Genomic DNA, 6447 nt, shown 5'->3' on the forward strand with positions numbered 1-6447 from the left:
GGATCGCCGCGTGTATCCCGCTACTATTTTGCCAGCTTTTCGTTTGTTCCGCCACCGCGCCGTAGTCGGTCCCCCGTCCGCGCTCGATCAGAGGTGATCGCGCAGCCAGCGGGTCATCAGGGTGAAGAGGTGTAGCGACGAGTCGGAGATCGCGTGCGTCTGGTTCGGGTAGAGCATGAAATCGAACTGCTTGTTCTCGGCCTGCAAGCGATTCGCCAGCAGCACGCTGTTCTGGAAGTGGACGTTGTCGTCGCCGGTGCCGTGTATGAGCAGGAAATCGCTCTCCAGCGATCCCGCGTGGTTCAGCGGAGCACTCTTCCGATACCCTTCCGGGTTTTCCTGAGGCGTGCGCATATAGCGCTCGGTGTAGATCGTGTCGTACAGGTGCCAGTCGGTCACCGGAGCGACAGAAATTCCGGCGCGGAAGAGGCCGCCCCCCTTCATCAGCGTCAGCGCGGTGAGATATCCGCCGTAGCTCCACCCCCACATCCCGATGCGCTCGGCGTCCACGTAGGGGAGGCTGGCGAGATAGCGTGCCGCCTCGATCTGATCGTTGGCCTCCCAGTGGCCCAGGTCCATGTAGACCAGGTTCTTGAAGTCGCGGCCACGTCCTCCGGTCCCGCGATTGTCCACGCTGACGACGATGTATCCCTCCGCCGCCAGCGCCTGATGCCAGAGATAACGAGACCCTTGCCAGGCATCGGTCACCGTCTGCGATCCCGGCCCGCCGTAGGCATACAGCAGGACCGGATACTTCTTCATCGGGTCGAAGTCCGGGGGACGAATCATCCAGCCGTTGAGGCGCACTCCGTCGGAGGTGATGAAGCTGAAGAACGAGGGGGGCGTCGCACCCGCGGCCACGAGGTTGTCGGCCACCCGTGAGTTGTCCTCCAGAACCCGGATGAGGTCACCATCCGCCTCGTGAAGTCGGTAGACAGGTGGGACGCCGTTGCGCGAATACGCGTCCAGGTAGATCGAGCCGTCGGGTGACATTTCGATCGAATGGCTGCCCGGCTCGGTAGAGATTCGCTGCAGCCGGCCATCCTGCAGACGAGCACGGAAGAGCTGGAGCTCCGCGGGTGTGGGGTTGGCGGCGGTGAAGTAGACCCACTCCTCGTCCTCGTCCAACCCCTCGATCGCCACCACCTCCCAGTTGCCGCGGGTGACCTGGCGCACGAGCCTGCCGCTCCGATCGTAGAGATAGATGTGATTGAAGCCGTCCCGCTCGCTCAACCAGAGGAACTGCTGCCCGTCACGAATCCAGAGGAGGTCGTCGTTCACATCCAGCCAGGAAGGCGCGGTCTCGCTGAGAATCACCCGGCTCTTCCCGGTGGTCACGTCCGCTAGCAGAACGTCGACCTGGTTCTGCGTACGATTCAACCGCTGGATGGCGACCTCGGTCGGGGAGGCGGCGAAGTCCATGCGGGCCAGATAGGCTTGCGGGTCGTCACCTGCGTTGACCCAGGTGGTCTCGCCGGTCGCGAGATCGATGACGCCGATCCGAACCCGTGAGTTGGAGGTGCCGGCCTTCGGGTAGCGCAGGGGGATCGGCCGGGCGTAGAGCGACGTCTGGTCGATCATGTAGAAGGTCTCGACGGGACTCTGATCGAACTGCCAGAAGGCGATCCGGTTCCCATCGGGGCTCCAGCGCCACGCGTCTCGCAGGTCGAGCTCTTCCTCGTAGACCCAGTCGGTAGTCCCGTTGATGATGACGTCGCTGCCGTCGGTGGTCAGGCGGTGCACCTGGCCGGTGTTCAGGTCCGTGACATAGAGGTCGTTGTCGCGCACGAACCCCACACGCGTGCCATCCGGCGAGAACTTCGCGAACATCTGCCGGCCGGCGGAGTTCGGGTCGACCGGGATGACACGGCCGGTGGCTGGCTCGTAGACCAGGTAAGTGCCGCGTGTGGCCAGTCGCCACACCCGCTGGGCGTTGGTGAAAAGCAGCATCCGGGTGCCGTCGGGCGACCAGGTAACTCCCGCCACCGTGGGCGGGACGCTGTCCCCAACGGCCAGCGCCGGCGCCTCGGCGAGACGGCTACGCGTGCCGGTGCGAATCCCTTCCACCCACAGGTCGCTGCCCTGCCCCGACTCCGCCTCCTCGATGGTGAGGAAATCGTTGCCGTTTGGCATCCACTCGAGAGACACACTCCGGAGCTGGAAGTCGTCGCTCGCGAAGATCCGCTCGACGGTGACCGGGTTCTGCGCCTGGAGCGTCCCGGCAGCGACGGTGGCGACCATGATCAGTCCCGTGATCGCCGCCCCCCTGAACGACCTCATTCCTCCTCCTTCTTCCTGATATGTGACGCCGGCAGAGGTGCCGGGTGGGCATCGTATTGTCGCGAGGAACAACTAGGGTCTGCTACGCGGTCGCGCCAGAGCGGAGGCGGCATACGGGAAATGCGACGGCCGCCGGGGCAGTGCGGGTGCCACTGCCCGGCGGCCGTCTACCGACCCCTGCCTCTCGATCGAGAAAGGCCTTCCCGCTACGGAGAAGAGGCTGCTCTGCCGGCGATGGGCCTCAGTGCACGCCCTCGGTCGCGGAGCGCACGGCTGCGGGCTCGCGGTTCATCGCGCGATCGATGCTGAACGCCCCGGGGCCATTGGCGAGAAGCGCGAGGTAGATGAAGCAGTAGAGCACCGCGGGCTCTCCCCCGTTCTGGATGGGGAAGAACCCGTTCCGCAGGTGCGCCATGAAATAGGCTACCACCATCTCGCCGGCGAGGATAAAGGCGACCGGGCGGGTCAGGAGGCCGAGTACGATCAGAAGTCCCCCGAAGGTCTCCAGGACTCCCGCCAGGCCCATCAAAGAAAAGAGCTCCGCGGTCCCACCGGGTGTACCGCCGAAGCCGCCTAGCCACCCGAAGAGCTTCTGCACGCCATGCTGCATGAAGAGCAGACCCGCCACGATCCTGAGCACACCGAGCGCCTCATCGGCAAAGCGAGACATAAACGTCATCCATCCCTCCCGGTTCAAGGAACGTCGCCGGATCTCCCGGCACTGCACGATGCACCCACTCGCCCCTTCCCCGAGCGCGCCGCGGCGGGGCGGGAACCGCGGCGCACACACTGCCTCGAAACCGTTCTCGGTCCCTGCTCAGTCCTGGAGAACCGCCTGAACCTCGATGGAGAGCTTGATCTGGTTGCTCACCAACACGCCTCCGGTCTCCAGCGCCTGGTTCCAGGTGAGGCCGAAGTCCCGGCGGTCGATGCTGCCGCTGGCGCTGAAGCTGACGCGCTCGCCACCCCACGGGTCCTTCCCGCGTCCCTCGTAGACCACGTCGAGGGTCACCTCGCGAGTCACGTCCTTGATCGTGAGATCGCCCACCAACTGGAACTGATCGCCCGGGGATGCGAACGCCCCGCGTACGGCACGGCTCCGGAAGCGGATGGTCGGATACTTCTCGACCTCCAGGAAGTCGGCCGAGCGGAGGTGGTTGTCCCGATCCTCCACCCCGGTATCAATGCTGGCCGCACCGATCTCGACCTCTACCCACGAGTGGTCCGGGTTCCGTTCGTCTGCGTGGATCGTGCCCGACACCTCGCGGAAACCACCCTTGACGGTGGTGATCATCATATGCTTCGCCGAGAATTCAACCAGCGTGTGAGCCGGATCAATGGCCCACTGGGTCGTCCCGGTTGCTTTCGCCTGCGCCATCTCCGTCATCTCCGTCTCCTTGTTGAAGTCCACGAACCTTTCTCCGCACATCTTTCTCAGCTGCTTCAGCGCTGAGATATTTATGCAAACAGAAGGCCCGTGTTACGACACGGGTCGTTCTGCCGCCGCGCGCCCGAGCCGTCTCAACAGATCGACGGCCTGGCGCTGCTCCTCAGCTGTCAGCGGGCTCATCAGCTCCTCGATGAGCTCGGCGTGCGCGGGGAAGATCCGCGCGATCAGGGCCTCGCCCGCGGGGGTGAGCGCGGCGTACCGCGCCCTGCGGTCCTCCGGACAGGCCCGCCGCTCCACCAGACCCTTCTCCTCGAGCCGGTCCACGAGGTAGGTGACCCCCCCACTCGAGACCAGGATGCGCTTCTGTACTTCGCCGAGCAGGAGCGGGCCCTTGTGGTAGAGCACCTCCAGTATGCCGAACTCGGTGAGGGTGAGCCCCTCGGCGGCCACGTTGGCGTGCAGGTGGGCTTCCACCGAACTGGTGGCCCGCGCCAGCACCACCCACAACTTCAGGGCCAGCGCCCGCGAGACGTCTTCCCGCTCGCTCCGATCCGGTGAGTCGCTCAGGTCAATCATCTTACTACTAAGATATCATCCTCTGCGGCGGCGTCAAGGCTTGATGCCAGCAGCACGCGCGGGATTGTGCTCGCCATTTGGGGGGGCGCCGCTTGTGGGCGCACGGTGGTGCTGCGGATCACCGCTGGCGAGAGTCCGCGGCAGTCCACGGCGGACGCCCGCGCCGCAACCGGGGTGGTAAGCATCCCGCCCCGCGCAACGCCAAGCATGACAGAGCATCCGGGCGGCCACAAGGGGCCGCTCTTACAGGCCGGGCGCACGCCGAGCGAGCTCAGGCGCGGGCGGGAGCGGCCGTCGAGGTGGCTTCCGAGGGTTGCTGGAGGGCAGAGGCAGCGAGCACGAGCGCGGAGATCCAGACCAGATCCGCAAGCAGGAGGTGCAGGAGCTGCAGCCACACCGGCGCGAGCAGGATCACGTTCACCAGGCCCGCGATGAGCTGTCCGACGACCAGGACGGTTACCGCTGTATATGCCGCCACCGAGCTCGACTCCCGCCGCACCAGCGCTCGGGCCGCGAGCAGGAGATACCCACCGGTAACGACGGCGATGAAAGGGTGAAGGACCCGCAGGCGCAGGAGAAAGTGCGAAGCGGGTGAGAGGTCCGCGCCGAGCCCCTCCGAAAGGGTGCGAGCCGGAAAGAGGGTGTCGCCGAGCGCCGCCACGGCGCCGCTCGCCCCGGTCAGCAGGATCCCGAGCAGACCGACGGCAGCGACCAGTGGAACCGCGCCCGCCTCCCTAAAGCGCAGAGCTCGCCCGCCGCCCGCCCACCAGGCGGTGATCGCCATGGAGCCGATCAGCAGGAAGGTATTGACGAGGTGGGCCACCATCGAGACCGCGCGGAGCATCGAGTCGTTGTCGGCAACGAGCTCGAAGAGCACGAGCCCGGCGCCCAGGAGAGCCTCCGCGATCATCAGCGCCAGGACGGCGAAGGCGCCGCCGCGCACCCGATGCCCCCGCGGGTACGACCGGACCGCCCAGACTACCAACCCGATGACCGCAAGCAGGGCGAGCCCGCTGGTAAGGCGGTGGGTGAACTCGATCAGGGTCTCGAGCTGCGGCTCACGCGGCACCACCTCCCCGTTGCACAGAGGCCAGTGGCTCCCGCACCCGGCGCCCGACCCGGTGGCGCGCACGTAGGCGCCCCACAGTACCACCAGAAGATTGTACGCCAGGACGGACCAGGCATAGATTGTGAACCGTTGTCGCATATATCGCTATTTTTGCAATCCGCCGCTGTCCCCGGCGAGCACCTACCCGGTCCGCGGCCGCTGAACGATACACCGATTCGCGGTCCTGGAACACCCCTGCCAACCTGCGACTACGGACGATGATACGACGACTCGCGATCGCGCTCGCCATGATCCTGATCACAGTCACGGAGGGTCTGGCTCAGCGTGAGGACCTCACCGTCATGACCTTCAACATCCGCTACGCGCACACGACCCCGCCCAACCTCTGGCCCGACCGTCGAGCAGTGGTGCGGCAGGTGATCGTCGACAGCGGGGCGGACCTGGTGGGAACGCAGGAAGGGCTCTACACCCAGATTCGAGACCTGGACGAGGCGCTACCGGACTTCGAGTGGATCGGTCTGGGGCGTGAGGGCGGGAGCAACGGAGAGTACATGGCCATCTTTTACCGGCCGATCCGCTTCGTGCCTTTGGAGTACGATCATTTCTGGCTCTCCGACACCCCTTCCACCATCGGCTCCGCGACGTGGGGGAATCAGATCCCGCGCATGGTAACGTGGGTGCGCTTCCTGGATCGCCTGTCGGGGCGTGAGTTCTACTTCGTGAACACCCACTTCGATCACCAGTCTCAGCCGGCGCGCGAGAAGAGCGCGCAGCTCCTGCTCGAGCGGATCGCGGACTTCGATCCCGACCTCCCGGTGATCGTCACGGGGGACTTCAACTCCGAGGCCCCGTCCAACCCCGTGTACCAGGCCCTCACCGCGCCGGAGGCGCTGAGCGACACCTGGGTGGAGACCAACGAAGCCGAACCGGAGTTCGGCACCTTTCACGGCTTCGAGGGGCTGGAGGCCGCCGCGGGTCGTGCGCGCATCGACTGGATCCTGGTCAAAGGCCCGGTCGAGACGATAGAGACCGAGATCATCACCACGGAGGTCGACGGGCAGTATCCCAGTGACCATTTCCCGGTGACGGCGAGGCTGAGGTTCCGGTAGAAGCGTAGAAGCTAGGAGCTAGG

Annotated in this window: 6 protein-coding genes; 1 reads left to right on the forward strand and 5 read right to left on the reverse strand. The window is 65.7% G+C overall.

Annotated features, from left to right (window positions below; translation table 11 throughout):
- Positions 1 to 87 precede the first annotated feature (87 nt).
- From VF167_18670 to VF167_18690, 5 genes are all read right to left on the reverse strand, one after another.
- A complete protein-coding gene (locus VF167_18670) occupies positions 88 to 2280 on the reverse strand; it encodes a S9 family peptidase (protein ID HEX6927454.1) in 2193 nt (730 codons plus the stop codon).
- A gap of 241 nt (positions 2281 to 2521) precedes the next feature.
- Positions 2522 to 2959, reverse strand: coding sequence for a DoxX family protein (locus VF167_18675; GenBank protein ID HEX6927455.1), 438 nt, complete (start codon positions 2957 to 2959; stop codon positions 2522 to 2524).
- A 138-nt stretch (positions 2960 to 3097) separates the two neighbouring features.
- The gene (locus VF167_18680) at positions 3098 to 3709 is read right to left on the reverse strand and encodes a YceI family protein (protein HEX6927456.1); all 612 of its coding nucleotides are present in this window, start codon (positions 3707 to 3709) and stop codon (positions 3098 to 3100) included.
- A gap of 51 nt (positions 3710 to 3760) precedes the next feature.
- Positions 3761 to 4246, reverse strand: coding sequence for a MarR family transcriptional regulator (locus VF167_18685; protein HEX6927457.1), 486 nt, complete (start codon positions 4244 to 4246; stop codon positions 3761 to 3763).
- Positions 4247 to 4517: 271 nt separating this feature from the next.
- Positions 4518 to 5453 carry a COX15/CtaA family protein gene (locus tag VF167_18690; protein ID HEX6927458.1) on the reverse strand — a complete coding sequence of 312 codons (936 nt, stop codon included), beginning with the start codon at positions 5451 to 5453 and terminating at the stop codon, positions 4518 to 4520.
- 119 nt (positions 5454 to 5572) lie between these two features.
- On the opposite strand from VF167_18690, the gene VF167_18695 reads away from it, so the two are divergent.
- The gene (locus VF167_18695) at positions 5573 to 6424 is read left to right on the forward strand and encodes an endonuclease/exonuclease/phosphatase family protein (protein ID HEX6927459.1); all 852 of its coding nucleotides are present in this window, start codon (positions 5573 to 5575) and stop codon (positions 6422 to 6424) included.
- Positions 6425 to 6447 lie beyond the last annotated feature (23 nt).

The organism is Longimicrobiaceae bacterium, from assembly GCA_036375715.1.
Lineage (GTDB): Bacteria > Gemmatimonadota > Gemmatimonadetes > Longimicrobiales > Longimicrobiaceae > DASVBS01.